General features: G+C 50.3%; 25 protein-coding genes and 1 pseudogene. 10 read left to right on the top strand and 16 right to left on the bottom strand.

Annotated features, from left to right (window positions below):
* Positions 1-94: 94 nt before the first annotated feature.
* The 4 genes and pseudogenes from KDK13_RS12215 to KDK13_RS12200 all read right to left on the bottom strand — a co-directional run.
* Positions 95-457, bottom strand: coding sequence for a hypothetical protein (locus tag KDK13_RS12215; RefSeq protein ID WP_257285250.1), 363 nt, complete (start codon positions 455-457; stop codon positions 95-97).
* 75 nt (positions 458-532) lie between these two features.
* Positions 533-1,024, bottom strand: a complete 492-nt coding sequence (locus KDK13_RS12210) for a DUF29 domain-containing protein (protein WP_257285249.1) — start codon at positions 1,022-1,024, stop codon at positions 533-535.
* Between the two features lie 76 nt (positions 1,025-1,100).
* A complete protein-coding gene (locus KDK13_RS12205) occupies positions 1,101-1,931 on the bottom strand; it encodes a DUF1338 domain-containing protein (protein ID WP_257285248.1) in 831 nt (276 codons plus the stop codon).
* Positions 1,932-2,012: 81 nt separating this feature from the next.
* Positions 2,013-2,141, bottom strand: a pseudogene (locus tag KDK13_RS12200) (glutaredoxin domain-containing protein); the annotation flags it as partial.
* A gap of 194 nt (positions 2,142-2,335) precedes the next feature.
* Between KDK13_RS12200 and KDK13_RS12195 the strand changes: the two are divergent.
* A complete protein-coding gene (locus KDK13_RS12195) occupies positions 2,336-3,877 on the top strand; it encodes a hypothetical protein (RefSeq protein ID WP_257285247.1) in 1,542 nt (513 codons plus the stop codon).
* A gap of 97 nt (positions 3,878-3,974) precedes the next feature.
* Here KDK13_RS12195 and KDK13_RS12190 read toward each other — a convergent pair whose 3' ends face one another.
* The 3 genes from KDK13_RS12190 to KDK13_RS12180 form a co-directional block, all read right to left on the bottom strand.
* Positions 3,975-5,258 (bottom strand): hydrolase, encoded by a 1,284-nt coding sequence (locus KDK13_RS12190; protein WP_257285246.1) that lies wholly within the window; start codon positions 5,256-5,258, stop codon positions 3,975-3,977.
* Between the two features lie 100 nt (positions 5,259-5,358).
* A complete protein-coding gene (locus tag KDK13_RS12185) occupies positions 5,359-6,573 on the bottom strand; it encodes an aspartate aminotransferase family protein (RefSeq protein ID WP_257285245.1) in 1,215 nt (404 codons plus the stop codon).
* A gap of 302 nt (positions 6,574-6,875) precedes the next feature.
* Positions 6,876-7,550, bottom strand: coding sequence for a hypothetical protein (locus tag KDK13_RS12180; RefSeq protein WP_257285244.1), 675 nt, complete (start codon positions 7,548-7,550; stop codon positions 6,876-6,878).
* A 157-nt stretch (positions 7,551-7,707) separates the two neighbouring features.
* Here KDK13_RS12180 and KDK13_RS12175 point away from each other — a divergent pair, with 157 nt between their 5' ends.
* Entirely contained in the window at positions 7,708-7,962 is a 255-nt protein-coding gene (locus KDK13_RS12175) for a DUF2061 domain-containing protein (RefSeq protein ID WP_257285243.1), read from the top strand.
* Here the strand turns inward: KDK13_RS12175 and KDK13_RS12170 are convergent.
* Both KDK13_RS12170 and KDK13_RS12165 read right to left on the bottom strand, forming a co-directional pair.
* Positions 7,895-8,812 carry a 6-carboxytetrahydropterin synthase gene (locus tag KDK13_RS12170; protein WP_257285242.1) on the bottom strand — a complete coding sequence of 306 codons (918 nt, stop codon included), beginning with the start codon at positions 8,810-8,812 and terminating at the stop codon, positions 7,895-7,897. The two genes, KDK13_RS12175 and KDK13_RS12170, sit on opposite strands and share 68 nt — an antisense overlap.
* A 207-nt stretch (positions 8,813-9,019) precedes the next feature.
* On the bottom strand, positions 9,020-10,234 hold the full coding sequence (locus tag KDK13_RS12165; protein ID WP_257285241.1) for an ankyrin repeat domain-containing protein: 1,215 nt from the start codon (positions 10,232-10,234) through the stop codon (positions 9,020-9,022).
* 183 nt (positions 10,235-10,417) lie between these two features.
* Between KDK13_RS12165 and bioA the strand changes: the two genes are divergently transcribed.
* Together bioA and ribH are read left to right on the top strand one after the other, a co-directional pair.
* Positions 10,418-11,707 (top strand): adenosylmethionine--8-amino-7-oxononanoate transaminase, encoded by a 1,290-nt coding sequence (gene bioA / locus KDK13_RS12160; protein ID WP_257285240.1) that lies wholly within the window; start codon positions 10,418-10,420, stop codon positions 11,705-11,707.
* A gap of 80 nt (positions 11,708-11,787) precedes the next feature.
* Positions 11,788-12,273 carry a 6,7-dimethyl-8-ribityllumazine synthase gene (gene ribH, locus KDK13_RS12155; protein ID WP_257285239.1) on the top strand — a complete coding sequence of 162 codons (486 nt, stop codon included), beginning with the start codon at positions 11,788-11,790 and terminating at the stop codon, positions 12,271-12,273.
* A gap of 12 nt (positions 12,274-12,285) precedes the next feature.
* On the opposite strand, the gene KDK13_RS12150 is transcribed toward ribH, so the two are convergent.
* The gene (locus KDK13_RS12150) at positions 12,286-13,569 is read right to left on the bottom strand and encodes a dicarboxylate/amino acid:cation symporter (protein ID WP_257285238.1); all 1,284 of its coding nucleotides are present in this window, start codon (positions 13,567-13,569) and stop codon (positions 12,286-12,288) included.
* Between the two features lie 213 nt (positions 13,570-13,782).
* Here KDK13_RS12150 and KDK13_RS12145 point away from each other — a divergent pair, with 213 nt between their 5' ends.
* The 4 genes from KDK13_RS12145 to KDK13_RS12130 all read left to right on the top strand — a co-directional run bounded on the left by KDK13_RS12145 (position 13,783) and on the right by KDK13_RS12130 (position 16,016).
* Positions 13,783-14,091 (top strand): hypothetical protein, encoded by a 309-nt coding sequence (locus KDK13_RS12145; protein WP_257285237.1) that lies wholly within the window; start codon positions 13,783-13,785, stop codon positions 14,089-14,091.
* 44 nt (positions 14,092-14,135) lie between these two features.
* Complete coding sequence (locus KDK13_RS12140) at positions 14,136-14,777, top strand: MBL fold metallo-hydrolase (protein WP_257285236.1); 642 nt, start codon at positions 14,136-14,138, stop codon at positions 14,775-14,777.
* A gap of 26 nt (positions 14,778-14,803) precedes the next feature.
* Positions 14,804-15,463 carry an OmpA family protein gene (locus KDK13_RS12135; RefSeq protein WP_257285235.1) on the top strand — a complete coding sequence of 220 codons (660 nt, stop codon included), beginning with the start codon at positions 14,804-14,806 and terminating at the stop codon, positions 15,461-15,463.
* A 295-nt stretch (positions 15,464-15,758) separates the two neighbouring features.
* A complete protein-coding gene (locus tag KDK13_RS12130) occupies positions 15,759-16,016 on the top strand; it encodes a hypothetical protein (RefSeq protein ID WP_257285234.1) in 258 nt (85 codons plus the stop codon).
* Between the two features lie 56 nt (positions 16,017-16,072).
* Here the strand turns inward: KDK13_RS12130 and KDK13_RS12125 are convergent, their stop codons facing one another.
* The 4 genes from KDK13_RS12125 to KDK13_RS12110 form a co-directional block, all read right to left on the bottom strand.
* Entirely contained in the window at positions 16,073-17,593 is a 1,521-nt protein-coding gene (locus KDK13_RS12125) for a YifB family Mg chelatase-like AAA ATPase (protein WP_257285233.1), read from the bottom strand.
* A 127-nt stretch (positions 17,594-17,720) separates the two neighbouring features.
* On the bottom strand, positions 17,721-18,008 hold the full coding sequence (locus tag KDK13_RS12120) for an accessory factor UbiK family protein (RefSeq protein WP_257285232.1): 288 nt from the start codon (positions 18,006-18,008) through the stop codon (positions 17,721-17,723).
* 72 nt (positions 18,009-18,080) lie between these two features.
* A complete protein-coding gene (locus tag KDK13_RS12115) occupies positions 18,081-19,067 on the bottom strand; it encodes an MBL fold metallo-hydrolase (RefSeq protein WP_257285231.1) in 987 nt (328 codons plus the stop codon).
* 22 nt (positions 19,068-19,089) lie between these two features.
* On the bottom strand, positions 19,090-19,278 hold the full coding sequence (locus KDK13_RS12110; protein ID WP_257285230.1) for a hypothetical protein: 189 nt from the start codon (positions 19,276-19,278) through the stop codon (positions 19,090-19,092).
* 414 nt (positions 19,279-19,692) lie between these two features.
* Between KDK13_RS12110 and glnK the strand changes: the two genes are divergently transcribed.
* Together glnK and KDK13_RS12100 are read left to right on the top strand one after the other, a co-directional pair.
* Positions 19,693-20,031: a P-II family nitrogen regulator gene (gene glnK / locus KDK13_RS12105; protein ID WP_257285229.1), complete on the top strand. Its 339-nt coding sequence runs from the start codon at positions 19,693-19,695 to the stop codon at positions 20,029-20,031.
* An 82-nt stretch (positions 20,032-20,113) separates the two neighbouring features.
* Positions 20,114-21,364, top strand: coding sequence for an ammonium transporter (locus KDK13_RS12100; RefSeq protein ID WP_257285228.1), 1,251 nt, complete (start codon positions 20,114-20,116; stop codon positions 21,362-21,364).
* A 461-nt stretch (positions 21,365-21,825) separates the two neighbouring features.
* Here KDK13_RS12100 and KDK13_RS12095 read toward each other — a convergent pair whose 3' ends face one another.
* Together KDK13_RS12095 and KDK13_RS12090 are read right to left on the bottom strand one after the other, a co-directional pair.
* A complete protein-coding gene (locus KDK13_RS12095; protein ID WP_257285227.1) occupies positions 21,826-22,149 on the bottom strand; it encodes a type II toxin-antitoxin system PemK/MazF family toxin in 324 nt (107 codons plus the stop codon).
* Positions 22,146-22,376: an antitoxin MazE family protein gene (locus KDK13_RS12090; protein ID WP_257285225.1), complete on the bottom strand. Its 231-nt coding sequence runs from the start codon at positions 22,374-22,376 to the stop codon at positions 22,146-22,148. Before KDK13_RS12090 ends, KDK13_RS12095 begins: the two co-directional genes overlap by 4 nt.
* Positions 22,377-22,647 lie beyond the last annotated feature (271 nt).

Below are 22,647 nucleotides of genomic sequence, written 5' to 3'. Positions count from 1 at the left end.
TACTGCGGTTGCGATAAATTGGTCTAAAAATTCCTGCTTCTTCGTCAAATAGCCCCACTATTCTCCTCAGGATCAGAAATTTTTATCCTCAATTTCAATGAAAATAGTAATTCATGGCAAACAGCACACACGCCGTCAGCATCATGCCGAGAAAGGTGATGATGAACTGGCGGTTGCTGTTGGCGTACAGTTCGGTGCTTTTGGCATACAGTTCGGTGCATTTGGCCTGTTGCTCCACCATGGCCTTGCGCCATTCCATGTCCACTTTTTTCAGGGCTTGCTCCAGCCGGATAATGTCCTTTCTGGCGGACAGGCGTGAGTCGAGAATCAGCTTTTCCAGCCGCAATACGTCCTTTTGGGTGGCAATATGGTCAGGGTTCAGGGAGACAGCGACCGCATGGGCGGTTTCTTTGCTGATGCCGATTTCGATGAGGTCGTTAAACAGTTTGTCGTCCATTGGCTTGTTCTCTGTCTGTCTGGCAAAAAATTATAGCAGGTGACCCGTGAAAATAAGCATTGGCACACAGCTGGCTCAGGGTAGCCAGTCCTCATCCAGCAGTTGCTCCCATGGCCAGGGACAGGCTTCAGGAAAACTGGCGTCGGTAAGCCATTGTTCCCGGGGCAGGTATTGGTTCATTTGTTTAATGGCACGTTTTTTAGCGTAAGGGTAGCTGGCTACCACGGCCTCATCCTGGTGGCTTTTCAGATACGGGTGTTTATTGAGCAGCCGACCAATCTCACCACGGGCGGAATCAATACTGTCAAACCAACTGCGAAATTCCTGCGGCTCATAACGGCGTGGGTTGATGACCTGGGTCTGGTAATGCTGTTTCAGCAAGTGAAGTAACAAATTGACCAGATGGGATTCCAGTTCATCAACGAAATCCCCCATGCGGTACTCCATGGTATGCAGAAGGTTATCAATATCCAGCTCATCAAAACGTCGTTCGGCTAATAGTGTGCGCTGAAGGGCAAGCCATTTTGGGTAATCGCGGTGGTAAAGCGGATATTTGCTGTTTTCCATTCTTAGAATCCTTTTATTCACTGCCCACCAGTTCAGGAGAGTCATGCCCAAAGTCTGAAGAATTTATACCATGTCTTCATTTCCCTTGCGGAACCACATCCGTACTCTCAAATATCTTATCCGCCGAAGCCGCCACAAACCCCTGGTAGAGTTGACCGTTGGGCATTGGGTAGCGCAGGGCGAATTCATAATAGCAGCCGGGTATTGTTAAGGTGCCGTCCGTAAAGTTCACCGGGACCTCTTTGGCCAGGGTTGAGGATTGTTCCAGCAACACGTCCGGGGAGCCTTTGATCAGGCCGCCACTGGTATTCATGACATAACCTTTATCCAGCAGCAGTTGATTGACGCTTTGAATATCTGGGTGTGAATGCGCCTGATTAAAGCGAAGGTGGTTGATGGATACCGTAAAGTGATTGGGACGAAAGCCATGGGCCGCTAGCCAGGAGGCATACTCACTTTCACTGGCGAGCGTCTGATACTGTTCCTGACTGACATGCCATGGACGACCAGAGTAGCAGAACCCCTGCTGACGCACAGACTCTTCAGACACCTGAGCTACCAATGCTTTGATAATATCCTGGCAGTGCACCGGCAGTTCCTCAACTTTCAGCTCGCTGATAAACACCTTGGGCAGGGTGTCATTGTCATGCTGATAGTATTTGGCATAGAGATTTTTCACCGGGAACTGATAGTCGTCAATGGCCTGGTATCCAGCCTCAAGAAAGGGTTTGGCTATTTTATCCAGAGATACCCGGTCAAGGTTGAAGGTGCGAAGGGCTATGTGGTCATTGACCACCGTGCCTTGATTAAGGTCAGCAAATAGCTGGTGGATAGGTTTGGCGTCCGGGGTGAGTGCCAGGTAATCCTGCCACATGGCGTCCAGTAATTCATGAATTGTGAGTTTCATAATCTCTCCTTAACAAAACTATTTCACATCAGAACCCGGTAGATAGTTCGGTATACCGGCTTTTCTTTAATCCACCGCTGTGGGAATGTTGGCACGAATCTCCGGGTTGGCCAGAACATCAACAAAAGCGAACTGTTCGCCACAGGCCATCAACGCCTGAACCGCTTTGGCCGAGAAACCACAGGGCGGTAACTTGGGAGAACCCTTCATGTAAAGCAGGATAGTATGGGAACCTGTTCTTTTTTATTGCGCCATTACGTCCATGAGACGACCTTGTCTTCATAGGAATCATAAAGCAGGACATTTTTAAAGAAAATGGGCGATGAACTTTATTCGCCTGCAGTGGTCAAAGGCCTGACCAAGGATAGACTGCAGTTTTTCCTGTGAAGAGCAAGAGGAGATTTATGTCAAACCCTTCTTCACTACCGGCACTCTCCGGGGCAGAAAGTGCCAGTGGAAATTTTCATCCACCTGGTGGCCTGTCGGCAAGTGCAAGCACCAGCGATTGCCCGGAGTCCCCTAAAGCCTCGTCGTTTTCTCAGCGAAATACCACACTGATCCTGCAGGAAGAGGAGAGCCTGAAAATTGATGGCTATTCCATCGGGGAGATCACAAAGGCAGAAAAAGCCCTGACCCAACGCAATATTACGCCAACCCTCAGTGAGATCTGCAGTCATCTTCAGTCAGTTCACGCTGATCCGGGTATCCTGAAAAAGGGTATTGAAAACGGGTTAAGTTCCACAGCAGGTGCCCAGGGCAAACTGCGGCTGTCGCTGGAATTGCGAAGCTACATCGACACCCAGGTAAAAGTCACCACTGAGTATTTCAATCGTCACTATTCTTCTTTCTGGCCAGATCGCCAGGGCATCATCTCTATGGTCAACCAATGGCCCGAAACCTTGCAAAAGCAAGCCGCTGTTATTTGCACAAGCTGGCCAGAGCTGCTTGTTGACAATGCTGTACAGGTGGATTTCAGCTCCAGCAACCGTATCTGTTCCCCTGAGTTAGGTAGACACTCAGCGCCACTGGATTGCCAGGCATTTTTCCGCCTGGTCAAGGATATCTGGTTTGATGCCCTGAGTTGTAAAAATAACTGTGCCATCGACAGAGTCAGTCACTTGCTGATTTCGTTTGCCTGGGAAATATCTTTCAATTTTTATATATTGCATGGTCGCTCTCCCACGCACGACCGCCACGAGCGATTTGAACAGACGATTCAGCACATGCTGACAGAAGGTATTTCCCACATTGAAGATATTGATGCGTTTGCATTTTTGTTGGTCACCAAGCCTCTCACCTGGCGCAATCATCAAAGTGATGTTCTGCAATTGATGATCTGCAGGGCCTTGAAAGGCCGGGACCAGCAGCTGTCTCCACTGCGCGCCCAGTGGCTGGAGGATCCAAACAGTCACGAACAAATCACGAAAACAGTCGAAACAGAGATCATCCCTGACACAGCCTGCGCCATGCACTACCTTAACGACATACACGGTTACCTGATGCAATACAGGCGCCAACACCCTAACTGCAGCGGCAGCAACCAAATACATAACGCGAAATACTTTGATCCGGTCACCCGGCAATTAAAATCATCTATCCTTGCCCCTGACATGACAACCAGACCCACTCTTGAGGAGACAGCTGCGACGCTCTCGGCCTATTTCAATGTCTGCCAGGACCAGGGCCGTCAGGATTCGTCGCCAGAAGGAACATTTGAGGATTTTCTGACAGACAGAAAAGAACCGGATCCCAGCAAACCCGGATATTTTGGACTTCTGGAAAGTGCTGATAACACTGAAAACCCGACTTCGAAACCAGACAACGACGCTGACAACAGCGCAGAAACGAACACCACCCATAATTACGGCGACATGCCGGAGCGCAAACGTAAAAGGCAGTCGGCCAAACCATCAGTAATGCCAAGGATTTTCTTAAATCCTTGGTGATCATATTGGGTTGGTGCCAATACCGACTCCACATCAGGTCATAATTATTTTGCAGGCAACTGCCTTGTCGATATCCACCTTTCCTGTCAGTATCGATTTAAACGACTCTTGACTTGCACCCTTTTTGTTTTAACCAGTTAAAGCCGTCGCCCTGTGCGCTGGCATGGGCGAGACTCAGTAATAATGCCGCGCTGAGCCTGGCTCTTGGTACAAGGCTTTTGACGTTTAAATATTCCTGGTCACTGTGGATCGCTCCCCCCTGAACCCCAAGCGTATCGATATTGGGAATCCCGGCAGAGGCAAGGTTGTTACCATCGCAACAACCTCCGGTGGGTTTAATCTCCAGTGGAATCCCCAGTTCATGCCCGATGTTTTTTGCCAGTGACAGCAGCTGTTCATTGGCAGGACTCAGCACCTTGGGTTTGCGGGTAAATCCGCCATGCAGTGCCAGTTGAATGCCATCACGCTGATTAATGCTATCAATGATCCCATTGAGTTTTTGCAGGCACCACTGTTCATCATCCGGTTGTTCAAGGCGAATATTGAATTTGTGAATACAGCGGTCAGGCACGATGTTGGTCGGGCCGCCACCATGAATGTAGCCGGGGTTAAAGGTGATTCCCGGCCGTTGACCATTCAGGTCGTCCATGGCGGACACAAAATCACAGAGGGCACGAATAGCATTGCGTCCCAGGTGATGTTCACGGCCTGCGTGAGCCGCTTTGCCATCACTGACCACGGTAAAATTGCCACTGCCTTTGCGTTGGCCAGCCAGGTTGCCATCGGGAAAGCAGGGTTCAAAGATCATGCCCAGATGGACTCGCTGAGCAGCCTCTTGAATCAGGGGGGCGGAGCCAGGGGAACCAATCTCTTCATCCGGATTAAACAATATCTCCCAGCCAATCTGCTCAGCCCAGGGGCTTTGCTCAAGCACTTCCAGTGCCTTGAGCATCACCAGAATGCCACCTTTTAAATCGGTAACTCCGGGGCCATTGATGGTGTGATCATCCAGCCAGCGGACCTTTTGAAAAGGGCTGTCTTTGGGAAAAACGGTATCCATATGACCGCACAGGAAGACTTGAAGAGGTGCTTCGGGACGCTTGCGAATCCTCAAGGCATCACCCAGCGGGTGTTGAATGATCTCTCCGCTGTCGTTGACGACCTCCCATGGCTTAACCGGTATACGTTCATGGTCTGTTGATAAACCGGAGGTCAGTTGCAGCAGCTTTTCCAGCACCTGGTTGACCCCGTCACGATTAAGGCTGCCGGAATTTATTTCTGCCAGTTCGATGGTTCTGGCCAGCATCTCATCGTGCTGGTTATTGAGCAAATCCAGCCAGGGGTGAATTTCAGGGGGAAGTGTTTTTGCGGGCTTAACCATACGACATTCTCATTCTGTTATAGGCCGGGTATGGAGTTGCAGGGTGTGTATTCCCGCGCAAGGCGCGGGAAATAAGTACCTGGCCGAAGTGCAAAGACCCTCAGGCAGAAACCACGGTAGCAACCGCTCTTTCCAGCCTTGCCATCCCCTCATCAATGTCTTCATCCGGAATAATGAGCGATGGTGCAAAGCGCAGGACATTTGGTCCGGCAACCAGCAGCATCAGCCCTTCGTCTGCAGCGGCAGCAAGAAAGTCTTTACCCTTGCCGTGGTATTTCTCCACCAGCTCCGCACCAATCAGCAGCCCTTTACCCCGCACGTCGGCAAAGATGCCATATTGGTTGTTGATGGCTTCAAGGTGTTTGCGCAGGCGGTCGTGCTTTTTACTGACATTAGCCAGCAGTTGTGGATCATTAACGGTTTTGATCACTTCCAGTGCTACTGCACAGGCCAGTGGGTTACCGCCGTAAGTGCTGCCGTGGGTACCAAAACCAAAACTTTCCGCCACCTTGTTGGTGGTCAGCATGGCACCGATCGGGAAGCCCCCGCCAAGGGATTTGGCGGTGGTCAGAATGTCCGGTGTTACACCAAGGCCCATATAGGCATAGAGTTGGCCGGTTCTGCCCATACCGGATTGGACTTCATCCAAAACCAGCAGGGCATTGTGCTGGTCACAGAGTTCCCTGACGCCTTTGATAAATTCAGGGTCCGCAGGAATAACCCCGCCTTCGCCCTGGATAGGTTCAATGACAACAGCGCAGGTGCGGTCAGACATGATGGCTTTGAGGGCTTCAAGGTCGTTGTAGGTGGTGTGCAGCACACCGCCGGGAACCGGTTCAAAGCCTTCGCAGTATTTCTTTTGCCCGCCTACGGTGACGGTAAAGAGCGTTCGGCCATGGAACGATTGGTAGAAGGAGACGATCTCATGCTTTTCCGGGCCAAAGTTGTCATAGCCGTATTTTCTGGCCAGCTTGAAAGCGGCTTCATTAGCTTCGGCACCGGAATTGCAGAAAAAGACTTTTTCAGCAAAAGTGTTGTTGATTAACTGTTGGGCCAGTTCAAGGGCCGGTTCATTGGTATAAACATTACTCAGGTGCCACAGTTTTTCACCTTGCTTTTTCAGGGCATCAATCAGTGCCGGGTGACAATGCCCCAGGGCATTGACGGCGATGCCGCCAGCAAAGTCCAGGTATTCTTTTCCTTCCTGATCCCAGATCCGTGACCCCTTCCCACGTACAGGCACCATGGACTGGGGGGCGTAATTGGGAACCATGACCTGGTCAAAGGTTGAGCGATCGATGGGGTGCTCTGACATGCTATTACCTCCTGGCTATCGGGGGCTGCTATCAACGTTGGAATTCTCACCACCTCGGTGATTTTCCGTAGTTTGAACTGCGTTTTGAATTACGCTTTGAATTACAAAAAGCTGTAAAAATAGCTAAAGCCCGCTTTTATCATTTATAAGCGTCATTCTACACAAGCCTCAAGGGTTTGTACGGGGATATTGATGCTCTTATACGGATTTCCCCTGCATTTTGCTAAACAGTGGTGGGCAATATATTGGCAGCATGGGGGAAAGAGTTGGAGCCACTCTCAGAAGAGCGTGGCTGTAAATATTCAGTTAAGGCGCTTGCTGGCGATTTCTGCCTGCTTTAATTCCTGCTGAATGACGCCGAAAATCTGCTGGAATTCACTGTCATAGCGAACCAGGCTTTGGCTGAACTCGGGCATTAACTGAGCCATTGGCTGGCCGGTATTTTCGGGCAGCGTTTCCGGGATCAGTTTGATCGCTTGCGTTAAATGGTATTCCGTTTGACGGACAAACGTCATCAAGCGTTCATACTCTACTCCCATGTTATGCAGCTCTGGTTTTCTGCCTGAACGGGAAAGTGCCATTTCATCAAACACCTGCTGAAGCCGGACATCGTACTCTGCCAGGGCGGCGTTAACCTGCCTCAGTTTGCTGACATGGCTGGCATCCACCACAGCGCCAACCGGAGCGACAGGTGCTGACTGAACACTATTGCTGGCGTCGATGACGGCAATCTCTGGCTGCTTGCCGAAAGCCATATCCGGGCGAAATGGGTTGGTAGCGGCCAGATTGGCCAGCAGGTTTTCTACACTGTCGAAATCCATCTCCAGCATTTTGGGGAGTTCAGTCAGCTTATTGGTGTAGCTGGTTGCCACTTTATCTTCGGCAGCAGCCTGAATTGAAGGGCCTATCTCCGGGTCTTTAATGGGGTCGGGCTGGACTGGGCGGTTATTGATCTGATCCGTCAGTGATGACGACATAGCATGTTCTCCTTTTTGGCCATTACCTAAAGACTAGTTGATTGATAATAGTTTCTTTCTATCAGACTGGTTTGTTTGTTTTATTTTTATAATTGATAATCATTCTCATACAATTTAGCCAGGAACGATGACATGACTAGCAGGGCTGGAGTTAACAATGGCTAAGACAGTTTCTTTCGCAGCAGTACATTTTTGTGTTGCATTTTCAGTAGGTTACCTGATGACCGGCGATGTAATGATCGGTGGTGCCCTGGCGATGGTTGAGCCTGCGGTGAATACCGTGGCTTATTATTTTCACGAAAAGGTCTGGAATAGATTTAAGAAAGCCAGACCAAAGCATACCGCTATGGCTTTCTATCCACAGAAGCTGAAGGCTTTTTATCCACAGAAGCTGAAGGCTCTGAGTGCATAGCAATGGCTCCCTTGTTCAGACCTTCAAAAGCGACGACCCGGATGGTTTTGCCTGGCTTTCGCTCAGCCAGACAGCGGGCAATGTGCCTAGCAAGCAGTTCAACCGTGGAGTCGGTATCGATCAGGTAACAATTAATGCAGGGCAAGCTGATTTCAAAGTATCCCTGGTTTGCTGTGTAGCTGAATCGATAATGCTCCACATCATCGTTGGTGAAGGATCCCTGTAGATCCTCTTTCGTGGCTATATATATGTCACGCCACTGTGATGCCCACCAGGCTTCCAGCGCCTGATCCCGTTGCTCATCAACAAAAACCCGAATCTGTGAGCGATGACCGTGAGCAATCCGCTGGCAATCCCCATGGTGTTTCTTCAACCCATGGCTGTAGTGATAGTAAGCCCCGGCAATAGCTTCAGGGTATAACCTGAGTTCAACCGTTGTGACATTGCTTGGCAACTCCTGTTGTATGGCTTCCTCCAGGAAGGGGGTAAGTAATTCCGGAGTTATCGCCTCTGCTTCAACCAGCAGCACAGCCTGCGCCGGTGCTGAACAGGTAATCATCCCCTGGCGGGTTTTAAAACTGACAACCAACTGCTCTTTGTTTTGGGGACTGTTACAGGTGATAGAAGCCACTTCTGCATGCAGGGGAACCAGAAGGCGGTGATCTGAAAAGCTGTCCAGCAATGCTTTAACCTGTTTCTTGACATGGCCAAAATCAAACACCATGCCCTGTTGATCAAGCTCGCCCCCCAGCACCACATCCACAAGCCAGGTTTCACCCACCAGTCCACGCTGTGGACAAAGGTAACTGAAGTCCAGGGTCGTCAGCTGGTTTACGAACAGAGCCTGCATAATATTTCCACAATAGAACCATCATCAATAGTGATGAATGGATTTGAAAATCATCTGATTTTGGAACGAACTATTCAAATTATCCACAGAGGCAGAGTAGGTCAGGATCTCGAAAACAGCCACAAGCGGTGCTTAATACCCATCGTATTTTCTATATTCCTGTAGTGCTGACTGTCAGTAGCATAAACCCCTGTCTACCACCTTTCCCTATATCGCAGCGGTCGGCTCTTCTGCTGACTGCGGATTTGCCGCCTTGCGCGACTGAATCGCCTTGTCGATCAAGGCGACAATTCCCCTTTTACCACGTTGGCCCGCTACCTGGCGGGGGGAGTTCGACCTTCGGCACCTTCCCGGGACGCAGCGAGTCTTTGCCAGTTCCGGGTCAGCACCATACTCCAGCAGCATCGACACAATAGGACTAGATGAATGTTTGCTCGAGGCTGCTGCGAAGAGTGGGGTTGCCCCGTCTTTCCTGGCGGTATTCACCAGCGCATTGCCAACCTCGGCTCTTTCTGACTCCGGCACTTCATTGATGATCGCCAGTATATGCTGGACAATCCTGGCAAACCCACCTCGTACCGCAATGAATAGTGGCGTAGCACCATGGGCGTCAGTGGCATTCACTACCTGTCTGATTACCTTGCTCCGTTCTGATGCCGGTACCGCTGAAACAGACTCCAGCAGCAACTTCATGATCCCGCAATTGCCCCTGCCAGCAGCCAAATGGAATGGCAGCCTACTACCTTTTTGCTTGCCCTGCCTGTCAGGGGCCAGCACCTCGATCAGGGTATTGGCTCTTCCGGCCTCCGGTGACAATTTCAGGGCTTCCAGCAAGGAGTAAACCACCAGGTTATCGCCTTTGTTGATGGCTATAATCAGCGGGGTTCGGCCATCTTTGAGGGCAGCATTGATGACCGCCACCAATGCCCGGGCGATGTCTGCCTCAGGCAATGCCAGCAGGTATTTCATAAAAGTTGCCACGACCCATTGATGGGCATTCTGAGTGGCAAGATATAACGGGGTCTCGGCATACGTTTTGCCACGAGTTGTCATGAGCTCGATGGTGACATCTGCCTTTTCTGCCTCCGGTACACCCTGCAAGGCCGTATCAAGCAGATATTTTGTGGCATCAACATATCCCCCCAGGGCAGTGATATGCAGTGGAGAAACCGGGAGATTAGTCGCGCCAGACAGGGCCATTCGTTGCACCAGACCCGGGTCTTCGGCCAGTAACTCCCGTAGCCAGATCAGGTTATTATTGCGGCAGGCGGCCAGTATTGGTGGCTCGTTCAACCGATTTGAGCGGTCATCACCATGGCGGATGCCGGTAACTGGTATCGGCAGATTCTGCAAAGGGATGTCTTCGGGAGCCTGACCAGGCTGTGGTTGGGAACAGGGAGGGGAACTCTCGATCGTATTCATAAACTGGAATCTGCTGACATTGATGAAATGGATAAAGAACGTTTGAATCTCATAGTACGATAAGTAGCTGTTTCTGCTGCAGTAGCAGGTTTATAAGACTGCCCGGAGATGACTTAAAGACTTAAATTATTTTACCATTATGCCTTTTGCATCCCCCTCATTACGTGCCAGAAGGAGTCAGGCTTGAACCCTGTTATCACCCCGGAAGAGCTGATTTTTGATGCCGAACATATCTGGCATCCATACAGTACGACCATCAATCGGGTGGATATGTTCCCGGTGGTTGGGGCGGAAGGTGTCTATTTACACCTGAATGATGGCCGCCGGGTCATTGATGGCATGTCTTCCTGGTGGTGCATGGTGCATGGTTATAACCATCCTGAAATGAATGCGGCGCTGAAGCGTCAGATTGATGATTTCTCTCATGTCATGTTTGGCGGCCTGACCCATAAACCGGCCATTGACCTGGCCAGAAAACTGGTAGCCATGACTCCCGAACCGATACAAACGGTGTTTTTTGCCGACTCCGGCTCAGTGGCGGTTGAAGTTGCCATCAAAATGGCCATGCAGTACTGGATCGCCCGTGACAGGCCTGAAAAGAACAAGATGCTGACCGTCAGGGGAGGCTACTACGGCGATACCACCGGGGGGATGTCTGTCTGTGACCCTGAGGGCGGCATGCACCACTGGTTTACCGGAATTTTGCCTCAGCATCATTTTGTTCCCCGTCCTGAGTGTCGTTTTGGTGAAGTCTTTGCAGAGCAGCACATCGAAGAACTGCGGCAGATGCTGGATCGGCTGGGCAACCAGCTGGCGGGGGTGATTATTGAGCCCATTGTCCAGGGTGCCGGAGGTATGTATTTTTATTCGCCGGAATACCTGGTTCGTCTGCGCCAGCTGTGTGATGACTATGAGGTTCTGCTGGTTCATGATGAAATTGCTACCGGCTTTGGGCGCACCGGAAAGCTGTTCGCCTGTGAACATGCCGGTGTGGTTCCGGATATCATGTGCGTCGGCAAGGCCCTGACGGGGGGGTACCTGACCATGGCGGCAACCCTGTGTTCCGGGAAGATCAGCCAGACCATTTCTGAACAGGGTCCTTTTATGCACGGTCCCACCTTTATGGCCAACCCATTGGCCTGTGCTGCCGGTAATGCCAGCCTGGACATCTTATCCAGGGGCGAATGGCAGGGCCAGTTGACGGCGATTGAAAAAATACTCAGGGAAGGCTTGATGCCCTGTTATGAAATGCCGACTGTTGCTGATGTCCGGGTATTGGGGGGCATTGGTGTCGTGGAGTTGAAAGAGCCGGTGGTGATGTCTGAAATTCAACCGCTGTTTGTTGCCGAGGGGGTTTGGGTCCGGCCCTTTGGCAGGCTGGTTTATGTGATGCCTCCCTATGTGATTTCCAGCGACGAGCTGAAAGCACTTTGCAGCAGCATTTGTCGGGTGCTTCATCGGGTTGGCCACTGAAAGGTTTGCCGGAAGGCCGTTAGCCAGCTAACTTTTACCTTCAAACTATTTTTAATCGTTTCTTTAAAGGAGTATTACTGATGGGCGCAGGCCTTCCCAAAACCCCGGAGCAGTTCCACAAAATTCCCCATGCCCGGTTGGCGATTATCGGCAGCAGCTGGCACAGTGACTGTGTCGATGCCATGATTAACCGGGCTCAACAAGAGCTTCTGGCACTGGATGTCAAGCCGGAGAATATCTCTATTCACAAAGTCCCGGGCTCACTGGAACTGCCACTTGCTGCACGAATTCTGTTTGAAAAAGACCCTGACCTGGATGCCATTCTGGCGTTTGGGGTGGTTCTGAAAGGGATCACCAGCCATGATGAGATGGTGCTTCATGGTGTATTTGAGGGTTTTATGGATGTCACAGAGCGCTTCGCAAAGCCTGTGATTAACGAAGTGATCGGGGTGGACAGCGTTGAGGACGCAAAAAAAAGAGCCGGTGATGACCACATGAATAAAGGCGTAGAGGCCGTTTATGCTGCCTCTGAGCTGTTGCACTGGATAAACCAGGTTAAAGGCTAAAGCTTTGTGAACTCAGGTTGGATCACGCCGATTGTGATCCACCTGTTGATCGCTCTCTCCTTCTGCCACATCCATGGCGGGCGACAGGTCAGCATTCACCATGACCGTTACACAGGAATCTGACCACACGTTAATGGCACTCTCAAGCATATCGATCAAGGCATAAAACGGCAGAATAATCACCAGCAGTTGCAGCGGTACTCCCATCGCGGCAAGAAATGCGCTGGATAACATATAACAGCCCATGGGGACGCCGGCATTCCCAATGGCGGCAATACTGGCAATGACTATCCAGGAGAGCAACTCCAGGGGCGAGAACAGGATGCCGTTGCTTTGTGAAACAAACAGAACCGTTATCAGGATAAAAGCAGCACATGCGTTCATATTGACAGTAATGCACAAGGGGAGGCTGAAACGGGCCACTTTGCTCTGAATCCTCATGTCTCTTTCAGCGCATTCCACGGCATAGGGCAGAGCCGCCGCCGATGATTTGGCAAAAAATGCCACCGTCAGGGCTGGCCACATGGCCTTCATGGTTTGCCAGGGTGAAATACCTTTGAACTTCAGCAATATTGGCAATATCAGGCCAGCCTGGACGATATTGGCCAGCAGAACGCAGAGCAGATAGAGTGCAAGGTCCTGGAGAATTTTCTGACTCTGCAGATCGTGGATAAACTGGTTAACGAATGCCCAGACGGCCAGAGGCATAAGTTTGAGGATCAGTCCGGTCATCTTCATGATGGCGGCAAACATACTGTCAAAAAATGAGTGCAGAATTTCCTTCTGACGGCGTTCCAAAGCCATAATGGCAGCGCTGAGCAGGAGGGCTAAAAATAAAACACCCATCACGTTATGGGTATAAAAGGGTTCGACAAAGCTGGAGGGAATCACACCAGCCAGATAGGACCAATAACTCCCTGTGGGGCCTGCAGGCTCATCCGTTGCTGCCAATGGGCCGGGATTGCCAGCCGGGGCAATCAACAGATACAGTGCCAAGGCTACAGAAGCGGCGACCAGGGTAGTGATCACCGTATATTTCAGGACCTGGCCGCCAAGACGTTTTACCTCTGAAGTTTTGCCCATGCCGGAGAGGGTGGAAACCAGGGCGAAGAAAATAATGGGCAGGCTGATCAGTTTCAGCATTCGGATAAACAGATCAGATACCACCTCACTGGCCTGATTGAGCGCAGCAAGATCAAGCCACCCTGTAACAATCCCGAATAACCCGGCGATGAGCAGGATCAAGTTGCTATTTATAATGGGTTGTTTTTCCTTGTTTTTTTTGCCTGGTTGCATAGGTTCTGGATTCTGTCTACCGGATTGAATTGTGAGAATAGACAGGATTTTTACCGGTTATTATTTTGTTTTGGTATTTACTTAGAGGCGAATAAATTGTTGGTACTTCTGAACAATATTTTTTTGACTACACTACCTACCTCAAACGCTTGTGCAGCTGCACACTAATGATTCCATAAAGTGACGCCTGCTGAACTACTGAGGAACAGTAACGTGTTGAGACGAACCCGCTTTTCACTGTCTATACCTGAGTCAAGGCTAAGGCCGACAAAAAAAGAATGGTTTTATCCATGGCCCCTGGTTACGGAGGACTTTTTCACGGAGGATTTGGACGAGGCTGATGAGTATATTCAGGAATGGAACTTTTCTTATCCCGGGCAGAAAGCACTTCAGCTGGTTGCCCCTGTTGGCATGACCAGGTTCGCCAAAGGTAATGGTAAAAAAATACCCTGTGGCTGGCGATATGTAACACCAGCTTTTCTGGCAACATCAACTATAGAGAAAGACCCGGCAGCAAAATAATATTAGAATCCTGACCGAACATAGAAAACTACTGTGAAGGTCAAATGACAAACCAAACCGCCTTTATCCGGCAGACTTTCCCTGTTGGGCCGCTGCAATGCAACTGTACAATTATTGGTGATCCGGTAACCCGTAAGGCATTTGTCGTAGATCCCGGTGGTGATCCTGACATTATCATGGCAAAGCTTCGGGAGCTGGATTTACAGGTTGTTGCTCTTATTCACACCCATGCTCACCTGGATCATTTCCTTGCCAGTGGCGATATCAAAAAGCAGACGGGTGCTCCAATCTATCTCCATGAGGGGGATAAATTTCTCTGGGATAACCTCGAAATGCAATGCCGCATGTTCGGTGTTCCTTATCGCCCGGTTCCAGATCCGGATTACTGGCTGAAAGATGATGATGAGCTGCCGTGCTGTGAAGGTGTAGCCATGCACACCCCGGGGCATACGCCTGGTTCCATGTGTTTCTGGTTTGCAAAACCAAAGCTTTTGATTGCCGGGGATACGCTGTTCCGCCGGTCTATTGGACGCACTGACCTGTGGGGTGGTGATTACAAAGCGATTGAACGTTCGATCAAACAAAGACTCTATACTCTGGACGAAGAAGCCATTGTGGTGGCCGGACATGGTCCTGATACCACAATAGGTGAAGAAATCCGTGAAAATAGTATTATTCGCGGCTAAGAGCTGATTTACCAAGGACAAACGTTATGCCTCTGAAAAAATTATTTACCGTCGCCGTGCTCTTGATGGGATCTTTGCTGACAGGCTGTCAGACAACCAATCCATACACTGGTGAACAACAGGCCAGCAAATCAAGCAAGTATGGCCTTGGTGGCATTCTGGCGGGTGCTGCCATTGGTGCTATTGCCGATGGTGGTGATGGTGCCCTGAAAGGAGCCATCATCGGTGGTGCTGCAGGTGCCGGTTATGGTCACTATATGGATCGACAGGAAAGAGTACTGAGAGCTGAGCTGCAGGGAACCGGTGTTCAGGTTTACCGTCAGGGCGATCAGCTGAAGCTGATCATGCCGTCCAATATCACGTTTGACTCCAGCAAATCAGATATCAAGTCTGCCTTCTATCCGGTGCTTGGTTCTGTAGCAAAAGTGTTCAGAGAGTATGACCGTAACCTGATCGAAGTGGTTGGTTATACCGACAGTACCGGAGGGGATAAGATAAACGTACCTCTGTCTCAGGACCGGGCAGACAGCGTTGCCAACTATATTGCTTTTCAGGGAGTCAGTGGTGACCGCATTTTTGCCTATGGCAGAGGCTCTGCAGACCCTGTTGCCAGTAATAAAACCGTTGAAGGTCGTGCACAAAACCGCCGTGTAGAAATCAACCTGCTACCCGTCCAGCAGCGTTGATTATGAAGAGGCGGTGTTCCGCCTCTTTTCACCTGTTCTAATCCAATGCCATGTTTCAGTTCCGTCAGGGATATTGAACAGCTGAAAAAGCAGGAAAAACAACCGCCTTCACTTAATCTTTCCCTTTCTTGCGAATAGCCGATCTGGGTCTATTTTTACACTGTATCTTGAACAGAAGAATACTAAATGGATTCAACGCTGAATTAATCCTTTCGCTTGACACTGAAAGCTGCCCAGAGCGTTGTTTTCATTATTTGCAAAGATTCAGCTGTTGGCTGGGAGAGCGGGAAAAGCAATGCAGGAATACATCAAGAAAGAAGAGTTTGAAGCTTTTCAATCTCATGTGCTTAGCCAGTTTCGTGATATTGTCGAGTTGTTCTGCAAGCAGCAGGCTCATATGGAGCGACACCTTGAGTGTACAGAAAGAACCCAACGGCATCTTGATACGTTCGCTGCCCGTATGGACCACCTTTGCCAGTTTATTCAAAGTGTTTCAGATTCGGTAGAAGGCAAATCCCGGGAGCATAAGCACAGCAGCACTTCCTGTCATTAAGTTAATCTGTTCATTTAAGCCGCGGATGGTCAAATATTCAGCAAAAAAACACGGAACTACTCCAGTGACTGACGATCCAGTTGCCGATATTGCAGGGCTTCTCCCAGGTGTGGGCTTAGCACCACGTCACTGCCTGCAAGGTCGGCAATGGTTCTGGCCACCCGTAACATCCGGTGCAGCCCTCGGGTCGATATTTGCAATTGACCGGATGCCCGGGTGATCAATCCTTTTTCCTTTTCACCCAGTGCGCAGACTTCAAACAGCTCTCTGGACGACAGTTGACTATTGATTTTTCCCTGTCTTGCCTGCTGTTTATTCCGGGCCTGGATAACCAGGTCTCTGAGTGTTTCGGAACCGGTTTCCTCGGAAACATTGTTCCTGGCAGGCTCCATAATGGCCTGGATCGGCTGCGATGGCACTTCAATCTGAAGGTCAATGCGATCCAGTAATGGCCCGGATAATTTGTTTCGGTAGCGTCTGACCTGGTCAGGTGAACACCGACAGTTTCGTTGAGTGTCTCCCAGGTAACCACAGGGGCAGGGGTTCATCGCGCCTATCAGTTGGAATCGGGCAGGAAAACATTCCTGACCTTTGGCCCGGCTGATAATTACCTCGCCATTTTCCAGCGGCTCCCTGAGTATCTCCAGGGCCGTGCGGGCAAACTCGGGCATCTCATCCAGGAATAGAACCCCATGGTGTGCAAAAGAGACTTCCCCGGGTTGCGGTATGCTGCCACCACCCACCAGGGAAACCGATGACGAGGAGTGGTGAGGCGTACGAAAAGGGCGCTGCCAGAGGGCGTCCATGGAACTGGACGTCAGTGAATGTATAGCGGCGACATCAAGGGCTTCGGCCTCCGTCAGCGGAGGCAGCAATCCGGGAAGACGGCTGGCCAGCATGGTTTTCCCGGTACCGGGTGGGCCAAATAGCAGCAGGTGGTGCGAGCCAGTAGCGGCAATCAGCAACGCTCTTTTTGCTTGCTCCTGCCCTCGTACATCCGCCAGATCCGGATAGTCTGTCTTAAAACCACTCTGGTCTGGTTTTGCCGGTTCAATATAAGTCTTCTCCAGCAGGTAAGCGCAAACCTCTGCAAGACTTCGGGTACCAATAATCATGACACTGCTGACCATGGCGGCAACAGAAGCATTCTGCCCGGGAAGAATCAATGCCCTGTTCATCTCTTTACAGGCCAGTGACGCCGGTAGCACCGCTCTGACAGGGCGAAGGTGACCGGAAAGTGCCAGTTCACCAAGGAACTCTTTATTCTTGAGCGTCTCGCCTGGCAGCTGTCCCGAAGCCACCAGAATGCCCAGGGCAATGGGTAGATCAAATCGGCCGCCCTCTTTCGGAAGGTCTGCCGGGGCAAGATTTACCGTGATTCGGCCATCGGGAAAGTCAAAGCCACTGTTGATCAGGGCACTTCGTACACGATCCTTGCTCTCCCTGACAGCGGCTTCCGGCAGCCCCACAATATGTAAACCGGGTAAACCCTGAGAAAGATGAACTTCTACCGAAACCGCAGGTGCACGTATGCCCTGATTTGCCCGAGTGTAAACCTGCGCCAGTGTGGAAGGCATGGTTATTATTGACCGATTAAACAACCTTAAACGATCAAAGATAGCAGCTTATGTCAGAGTTGCTGTGTAAGTTCGCGCCTGCCTGAAGCTGCAGGCGCATTGGATGAGATGGACAAGTCATTAATTGTCAGTTTTTTTCCTGTTCATCGCTGCTGCTGTCTTCCAGCACTTTTTGTTCTGCTCTCAGAGCTTCCATCTCTTTTTCCAGCGCTTCAAGGCGCTCGCGGGTGTGTCTCAGAACAGCAACCTGGGTATCAAACTCATCACGGGTGACCAGCTCCAGTTTTGACAGTGAACTGGCTACCAGTGCCTTGATATTTTTTTCGATATCTTCCCGGGTCTGGCTTTTGTCACCGTTAAAGAGTTCACCGGCTTTGGCGGCAATAGTATTTATTAAGGCGGCTTTATCGATCATGGTTATCGCTTGGCTGACAGTCAGAAAAGGGAAGGATACCTTAATAACAGCAGCGTAACGATCCGGAACTTATTATTGGTCGAATAAAGCGGTAATCTTCCCGGGTTTGATCACGATAAAATCGTTATCCGCAACGCCATGCTGCTGTTTGGCGAGCTGCAGATCCTCTGGCGGTTGCAATATCGGTTCATTGGTCAGCATAAAGCTGCCCCAGTGCATCGCCAGTGATAAGCGAGAGCCAACATCATTGTGGATTTGCACGGCTTCTTCCGGATTGACATGGATTTCTTTCATAAACCAGCGGGGCTCGTAGGCGCCAATCGGTAACATGGCCATATCCATGTAGCCGAAGTGCTCCCCAATGGCTTTAAAATCTGAACTGTAGCCAGTGTCCCCGGCAAAATAAAAGCGTTTACCCGCTCCAGATGATTCAGCCACCGCTTCAAATACCCAGCCACACCAGAGTGTTCGATCTGGAAATATTGAACGGCCACTGAAGTGCTGACAGGGTACTGCCGTATAAGTCCAGCCGCGATGGGTATGGGATTCCCACCAATCCAGCTCGACCCAGTTAGCTATGCCATGTTTGCTGAACCATTGGCCTAAACCCAGGGGCAACATAAACAAGGGGGGATTGTATTTTTGCTTTTTCTGAATGGCTAATACTGAGTTGCGGTCCAGGTGATCGTAATGGTCATGAGAAATCACCACCACATCCACATGGGGTAAGCCATCAACACCTATCGCCGGGGGAGAATAACGCTTGGGGCCTGCCCACTGTACAGGAGATGCCCGTTCAGAAAAGTGAGGGTCGGTAATAATATTTATCCCCTGGTGGCGAATTAAAAAAGTTGCGTGACCAATCCAGCTGGTCAGGGATTTATCGGAATGCTCAAAGACCGAGTAATCATCTTCCACTATCGGGATAGCAACTTTTTCCGGCAAGGCCTCGGTGAACTTCCATTTCAGGATGTTCCATAGCGAGCGATGATGCATTTGCATCGCGTCGTTATTGCGAAAGCCACCGTTAGGTAGATGATGTTTTTTAGAGCGATTCACTGCAGCTACCTGTCTGTTGTGTTCAATCAAAAGAGTGTGGAGCAACGCCGCGAATGAATTCAGGCATCGCCGCACGGCCATTACCAATGTTTACATTGTCGACAAACACAAAATAATCCATAACTTCCTGATGAAAAGATTTGCCAAAACAAAGTTCGATGAATGCGGCAAATAATTTATTGGTAATCGATATCCCTGCTACTGGCACCATCAGGAAAACGGGTGGTTTTTATATTGCCAGAGACCCAAAAGGTAGCGGTAGGCCGACATCAGTTTTGCACCATTTTTGTGCGCCTGCTGGGGCGAAGATCAGTTTTCAGTGCATCAAACGGGTGCGTATGCCTGCTTCGGTTCCCGGTTTATTTCATGAAATCTTCAATTATGCCCATTTATGAGGACAGGTAAAAACTGGCACAGTGTCTGCTTAAACAGAGGTAACCATTTCGTCAGTGACAGGCGGGATCGCCTGAAACCAATACTGGCAGGATTCGTTTTTCCTTTTGCAGGCCTGGAAAATAAAACAGACGGTTGTAACACAAAGGGAAAAGCGTAGACTTCGGAAGTTGTAAAGCATCCAGGTCACCCCTCGCCGGATGAATATTAAGTAAAGCCAGGAGAATAATGCATGAAGTTAGTATCAGCCATTATCAAGCCATTCAAGCTTGATGACGTGCGGGAAGCGCTTTCTGATATCGGCGTTCAGGGTATTACTGTGACTGAAGTCAAAGGCTTTGGTCGTCAGAAAGGCCATACCGAGCTTTATCGCGGTGCAGAGTATGTTGTGGACTTTCTGCCAAAGGTAAAGATTGAAGTGGCTATTTCAGATGACCTGCTGGATCAGGTGATTGAAGCGGTTTCCAATGCGGCCAATACCGGAAAAATCGGTGACGGGAAAATTTTCGTGACCTCTCTGGAACAGGCCATTCGGATCCGTACCGGAGAGACGGGCGTTGACGCCATCTGAAAGCCAGTCAACGGCATGACTCATCAGCGTATTAAGCTGAAAAGAAAGATAAAAAGATGTGAATTTTACTGGGAGGGGTCCCGTGGAAGATATAACTCAGTTGTCGTATGCGCTCGACACTTTTTATTTCCTGATGTGTGGTGCACTGGTCATGTGGATGGCCGCCGGCTTTGCCATGCTTGAAGCTGGTCTGGTGCGCTCAAAGAACACCGTTGAAATTCTGACCAAGAATATTGCCCTGTTTGCCATTGCCTGCACTATGTACCTGCTCTGCGGTTACCAGATCATGTATCCGGGTGCTAACGAAGGTGGCATCATGCCGTTGTTCGGTACGCTGCTGGGCACTGAGAACAGTGTTGAGTCGGTAGTTGCCGGTGGTGATGATGCACCTTACTACTCCCTGCGTTCTGACTTCTTTTTCCAGGTGGTCTTTGTCGCGACTGCCATGTCCATCGTTTCCGGTGCGGTTGCTGAACGGATGAAACTGTGGGCCTTCCTGCTGTTTGCGGTCTTTATGACAGGCTTCATCTATCCAGTGCAGGGCTTCTGGAAGTGGGGCGGTGGCTTCCTGAACGCAGCTGGCTTCCAGGACTTTGCCGGTTCTGGTGTGGTTCACATGGCAGGTGCTTCTGCTGCCCTGGCGGGTGTGCTGCTGCTGGGTGCCCGTAAAGGCAAGTATGCATCCAACGGTGCCGTTAATGCCATGCCCGGTGCGAACCTGCCTCTGGCTACTCTGGGTACCTTTATTCTCTGGCTGGGCTGGTTCGGTTTCAACGGCGGTTCCCAGCTGAAGATTGCCGATGTTGAAAACGCTAACGCGGTTGCCCAGATTTTCGTCAACACCAACGCTGGCGCAGCCGGTGGTGTTATTGCCGCCCTGATCGTTGCTCGACTGCTGTTTGGCAAGGCTGACCTGACCATGGCCCTGAACGGTGCCCTGGCTGGCCTGGTTGCTATTACCGCAGAACCGCTAACGCCAACCGCCCTGGGTGCAACGCTGATCGGTGCTGTCGGTGGGGTCCTGGTTGTCTTCTCTATCCTGGCGTTGGATAAGCTGCGCATTGATGATCCGGTGGGTGCCATCTCGGTTCACGGTGCTGTGGGTATCTGGGGTCTGCTGGCGGTACCTCTGACCAACAGCGACGCTACCCTGGTTGCTCAGCTACTGGGTATTGGCAGTATCTTCGCCTGGGTGTTCGGTGCTTCCCTGGCCGTCTGGGGTGTGATCAAGGTGATCATTGGCCTGCGTATCTCCGAAGAAGAAGAGTACGAAGGTGCTGACCTCACGGAGTGTGGTATGGAAGCTTATCCAGAGTTCACCAGCAAGTTGTAGTGTAATAAAACTTTTCAAGTTGTTATAAAACGTCTTTTTTGACAAAACAGACCTCGGAAACAATACTCCATGTGTTGTATAGCCGAGGTTTTTTGTAACTTCTTAAAAACTGCTGCAAAGCCCACAAGATAGAACCTGGGAAGCTTTTTCAATCAAACTCTCCAGCCTCGGGAACAGCCCTGCTCCATTTAACCTGTCTGTCAGATAGTCCCAGAATGAAAGACCATAAGGCGACACGTTTTCTTCAGACTGGCAAAGGTATCGAGACTTTGCCGTCCTGCTTCGTTCCGCGTGCCGCCGTTGATCTTACGACGTTTGACGTATTCTCGTATCAGGCTTTCACTCAGATTGTTGTGTAACGGAAGGGTCAGCCTTGAAGGCTTTCAGATCATCATAAATCGCCCAATGCCATGTCCGGCACCATTTCTGGGCACTGGCTTGTTGCAAGCGTTTTTTGCCTGTCAGGCCATTCCCAGCCACAAAGCCATCAGCCGGGTGATTTCTGTCAGTTCCTGCTGGCTGAGTGAACCGATGGTTTTGCCGATTTTGTCTGCTTTTATGGTGGTGATTTTATCGACCATTACCTGAGAAGTGTTGTTGAGTCCGTTGTCTTTACTCTCAAACAGGGTGTAGCGGAATAGTGGAACATCCCTTAACTCGCCTGTGATTGGCAGGATCGTTATTGAAGGGTGGTCCGGGAACAGGTTGGACTGGATGATCAGGGCTGGCCTTGGTTTGCCGTAATCTCCCTTGACTGAGACAGTGACGATATCGCCACGCTTCATACCCAGCCCTCATCGTCGCTGACCTGTTCAATCCAATCCAGGGGGTCACTTTCGGGTTTATCAGCCTTGAGGATGGTCGATTGTCGCTGACACTCAAGGGCGAAGCCTTTGACCCGTGTATCCGGAACCCAGATTTGCAAAGGGCGTAAACCGGCTTGACGCAGGGTTTCTCTATGACGTTCTACCCGTTCCCGGGTGGGCTTGGGGGGGGGAGTATTGGTGGACATAACGCCTCCGTAGCTGTGTTCCCGGTAAGGGTGATTATGTTACATGTAACGTAGCAGGCAGAGTATTAATGTCAAGACGATTGCCAAATGCTTTTTGAACGGTGGCCAAACTTCCTATCCTTCTCAATGAAGAAAAAATCCTGATTTGCACCATGCTTTCTGCTCTATCGTCCACAATGTTTTTTTGATGGGATGAATCGATTGATTAAGGTCAATAAACCTGCATTTTTGTTGATGAATAATACGAAAAAAAATGAATGAGATAGAGATA

The organism is Endozoicomonas sp. SESOKO1 (assembly GCF_024606265.1).
Classification (GTDB): domain Bacteria; phylum Pseudomonadota; class Gammaproteobacteria; order Pseudomonadales; family Endozoicomonadaceae; genus Endozoicomonas.
This window is presented reverse-complemented; position numbering and strand designations above follow the sequence as displayed.

Bases quoted from the DNA above. Each gene is read 5' to 3' on its own strand.
- KDK13_RS12215 (WP_257285250.1), bottom strand. From the start codon at position 457: ATGGACGACAAACTGTTTAACGACCTCATCGAAATCGGCATCAGCAAA.
- KDK13_RS12210 (WP_257285249.1), bottom strand. From the start codon at position 1,024: ATGGAAAACAGCAAATATCCGCTTTACCACCGCGATTACCCAAAATGG.
- KDK13_RS12205 (WP_257285248.1), bottom strand. From the start codon at position 1,931: ATGAAACTCACAATTCATGAATTACTGGACGCCATGTGGCAGGATTAC.
- KDK13_RS12195 (WP_257285247.1), top strand. From the start codon at position 2,336: ATGTCAAACCCTTCTTCACTACCGGCACTCTCCGGGGCAGAAAGTGCC.
- KDK13_RS12190 (WP_257285246.1), bottom strand. From the start codon at position 5,258: ATGGTTAAGCCCGCAAAAACACTTCCCCCTGAAATTCACCCCTGGCTG.
- KDK13_RS12185 (WP_257285245.1), bottom strand. From the start codon at position 6,573: ATGTCAGAGCACCCCATCGATCGCTCAACCTTTGACCAGGTCATGGTT.
- KDK13_RS12180 (WP_257285244.1), bottom strand. From the start codon at position 7,550: ATGTCGTCATCACTGACGGATCAGATCAATAACCGCCCAGTCCAGCCC.
- KDK13_RS12175 (WP_257285243.1), top strand. From the start codon at position 7,708: ATGGCTAAGACAGTTTCTTTCGCAGCAGTACATTTTTGTGTTGCATTT.
- KDK13_RS12170 (WP_257285242.1), bottom strand. From the start codon at position 8,812: ATGCAGGCTCTGTTCGTAAACCAGCTGACGACCCTGGACTTCAGTTAC.
- KDK13_RS12165 (WP_257285241.1), bottom strand. From the start codon at position 10,234: ATGAATACGATCGAGAGTTCCCCTCCCTGTTCCCAACCACAGCCTGGT.
- ribH (WP_257285239.1), top strand. From the start codon at position 11,788: ATGGGCGCAGGCCTTCCCAAAACCCCGGAGCAGTTCCACAAAATTCCC.
- KDK13_RS12150 (WP_257285238.1), bottom strand. From the start codon at position 13,569: ATGCAACCAGGCAAAAAAAACAAGGAAAAACAACCCATTATAAATAGC.
- KDK13_RS12140 (WP_257285236.1), top strand. From the start codon at position 14,136: ATGACAAACCAAACCGCCTTTATCCGGCAGACTTTCCCTGTTGGGCCG.
- KDK13_RS12135 (WP_257285235.1), top strand. From the start codon at position 14,804: ATGCCTCTGAAAAAATTATTTACCGTCGCCGTGCTCTTGATGGGATCT.
- KDK13_RS12130 (WP_257285234.1), top strand. From the start codon at position 15,759: ATGCAGGAATACATCAAGAAAGAAGAGTTTGAAGCTTTTCAATCTCAT.
- KDK13_RS12125 (WP_257285233.1), bottom strand. From the start codon at position 17,593: ATGCCTTCCACACTGGCGCAGGTTTACACTCGGGCAAATCAGGGCATA.
- KDK13_RS12120 (WP_257285232.1), bottom strand. From the start codon at position 18,008: ATGATCGATAAAGCCGCCTTAATAAATACTATTGCCGCCAAAGCCGGT.
- KDK13_RS12110 (WP_257285230.1), bottom strand. From the start codon at position 19,278: ATGGTGCCAGTAGCAGGGATATCGATTACCAATAAATTATTTGCCGCA.
- glnK (WP_257285229.1), top strand. From the start codon at position 19,693: ATGAAGTTAGTATCAGCCATTATCAAGCCATTCAAGCTTGATGACGTG.
- KDK13_RS12095 (WP_257285227.1), bottom strand. From the start codon at position 22,149: ATGAAGCGTGGCGATATCGTCACTGTCTCAGTCAAGGGAGATTACGGC.
- KDK13_RS12090 (WP_257285225.1), bottom strand. From the start codon at position 22,376: ATGTCCACCAATACTCCCCCCCCCAAGCCCACCCGGGAACGGGTAGAA.